Origin of the sequence: Mesorhizobium sp. M7A.F.Ca.AU.002.02.1.1 (assembly GCF_003998535.1) — a bacterium.
In the GTDB taxonomy this organism is placed as follows: Bacteria; Pseudomonadota; Alphaproteobacteria; order Rhizobiales; family Rhizobiaceae; genus Mesorhizobium; species Mesorhizobium ciceri.
Window position 1 is genome coordinate 1 of sequence record NZ_RZPB01000869.1, and the last position, 2283, is coordinate 2283.

The 2283-nt window shown below is 59.0% G+C and carries 3 protein-coding genes; all 3 read right to left on the reverse strand.

Annotated elements, in window-relative coordinates; genetic code table 11:
* On the reverse strand, positions 1–683 hold a 683-nt coding region (locus tag EN879_RS32580; RefSeq protein WP_164774724.1), incomplete at its 3' end, for an acyltransferase.
* 45 nt (positions 684–728) lie between these two features.
* A complete protein-coding gene (locus EN879_RS32585) occupies positions 729–1835 on the reverse strand; it encodes a glycosyltransferase family 2 protein (protein WP_206516563.1) in 1107 nt (368 codons plus the stop codon).
* 39 nt (positions 1836–1874) lie between these two features.
* A partial coding sequence (locus EN879_RS32590; protein ID WP_127274545.1) for a glycosyltransferase occupies positions 1875–2283 on the reverse strand: 409 nt, incomplete at its 5' end.

A 2283-nucleotide genomic window follows, 5' to 3' on the forward strand; every position in this document is an offset into this window, starting at 1 on the left:
GAATAGAGGATCCCATATTTCACGCTGACGAGTTGGAAAGCTGCGATGATCAGGCTGAATTCGACGATTACCAGCAAGGTCCACGTCGGATACAAGATGGGGTAGGGTCCGAAGGGGACGAAGGCGAGCGACATGAAAAGCTCGGACAAGGTCCTCTGATGGCTTTTCATCGCGTAGTTCTCGACAAGAAATGCGAGAATCGTGACGCCCCAATACAAGGGCACGATTCGAATGAGCCTCGTTCGCAAATAGGCGCCGGCCGACCTGCCATTGTTCCCAAGCACATGCGCGGTAAGAAAACCGGCCAGAACCATGAACAGATCCGTCCCGAAACGGAAAATGTCCAAGACACCCGGCTCAATATGGGCGGCGCTCACCACTCCGGACATGTGGATGTAGCCGATGGCGTAGGCGGATATGAGCCTCAAAAGCTGAGGATTGTGCCAGAACCTCCTTGCCCCAGCAGTCCGGGCGGCCGGATGGTATTCCGCGTTCACCCGGGTTATCAGTCCGAAGCTGACCGTGCCTATTGTTGAGAAGATCGCCCCACCCCAGGGACCCCAGCATCCCCTTGAGTCATATGGTCCAATGCATCGGCGATCAGCCCTCAACCGTTCTGTTACGAGGTCGGCCTCGCGGTGGCCTGTCCGTTCTTCTGCACGATCTTCATCCTTTGCGCCCATTGACGCGATCCTCAATCTGGTAGCACCCCCCGCTGCCGCTATCTATCAGTTGGACATTTCACGCGCTCGGAACGCGCCCGAGTTGGGCGACAGCCGCTTGTATGCGGACCGTGCGTTCCGCAGGATCCATTGCGGCGCAAGGAGCGTCGGCACTGCGCGGGTCCAATAGTGCGGCATTCCATGGTAACGGCCGTACAGGTACCTGATCGCTGCGCTCACCGCGATGGTCCGTCCCCCCGCAGTTTTAGCGTTGTTCAACCGCGCCATCACGTGCGTATCAAATATCCGGCGGCGAAACGCTTCGCACACAGCGGGTGTGTCCGCGAACAACGCGAAAGCAATCTGATCATAGGCGGCAACGTCGATCTTCAGGCGATCCAGCCACCCGAACTTGATATTGAACTGGTCGTTGCCCGACCGATAGCCGACACAAGGTTCTTGGACCACGCCCCATTTTCCAAACCGTTCGACAACACGGCCGATGATATAAACTTGGACGTAGTAATTCTTGAATTCCGAGACATTAGGCTCGGATGCGATCTCATTCCATTTGGCACGGTCTATCACCAGGGCGGACATGAAGCCCAGCAGATCACCCATCGTCGCGAACAGCGTACCGGCATCGGCGATCAGTTGTGTAGGCGGGATCCGACGGATGCCGGTCCGGCGCGTCATCGTCACGTCATAGTCGATCACGCCTAGCGTTAGACCGGTTACGCCGGGCCAACGCCGGATCGCTTCCAGCACCCGTGCTAGCCCGCCCGGTTCCAGATGGTCGTCGTCGCCCATCAGCCAGATGTAATCGCCCTTCGCCGCCTCCACGACCGCCAGGAAATTGCCGTCCACTCCCAAGTTCTTCGGCTGGGAAAGCAAGGTGTAGTGCTTGATGCGACCCTTATAGCCTTCGGCCACGGCGACCGTATTGTCCGGTGAAGCATCATCGCTGACCACGACCTCGATCTCGTCCTCCAAAGCTTGGGCGATGATGCTGTCTAACAATTCCGCCAGCATGGACGAGCGGTTGTAAGTCGGGATGCAGATCGAAATGGTCGGCATGGGTTTCGGTCTGCGGCCAGGATCGGTGGTTACACGGCGAGGCCGGCGCGCGCGATGAGCGGCTGCCACCAATGCTCGCAAGTCGTTCTCGTCCATCGTGCTCTCCTGGAGGTCAATCCGAAGACTGGCCGCCGGTCAATCGCCGAACTCCCCGAAATCGGCGTCGACCTGAATCATGAGTTCGAGGTATTTCCACGCTATCCACCGCCAGGAATAACTGCTCGCCCTGGCGTTCCCCTTGGTAACCAAACGCTGCCGCAAGTCTGGGGCTAGCATCAACAGGCGGATGGCTTCGGCCCATGACTGGACGTCGTCGGGATCGGCATAAAGGGCCGAATCCCCGCAGATTTCGGGAAGACATGGCGAGGTCGAGGCCACGACCGGGCAGCCCGAAGCCATCGCCTCGACCGCCGGCAGCCCGAAGCCCTCGATCCGTGACGGGAACAGGAAGCACAGGGCGCCTTCGAGCGCCTTCTTGAAGTCGTCGTCCCCTATGCGGCCAGGAAGGACGATGTTTCCGGGCATTTGCGGGATGTACCTCAGG

Excerpts from the sequence above, each read along its gene's own strand:
- EN879_RS32585 (WP_206516563.1), bottom strand. The coding sequence starts at position 1,835 with ATGGACGAGAACGACTTGCGAGCATTGGTGGCAGCCGCTCATCGCGCG.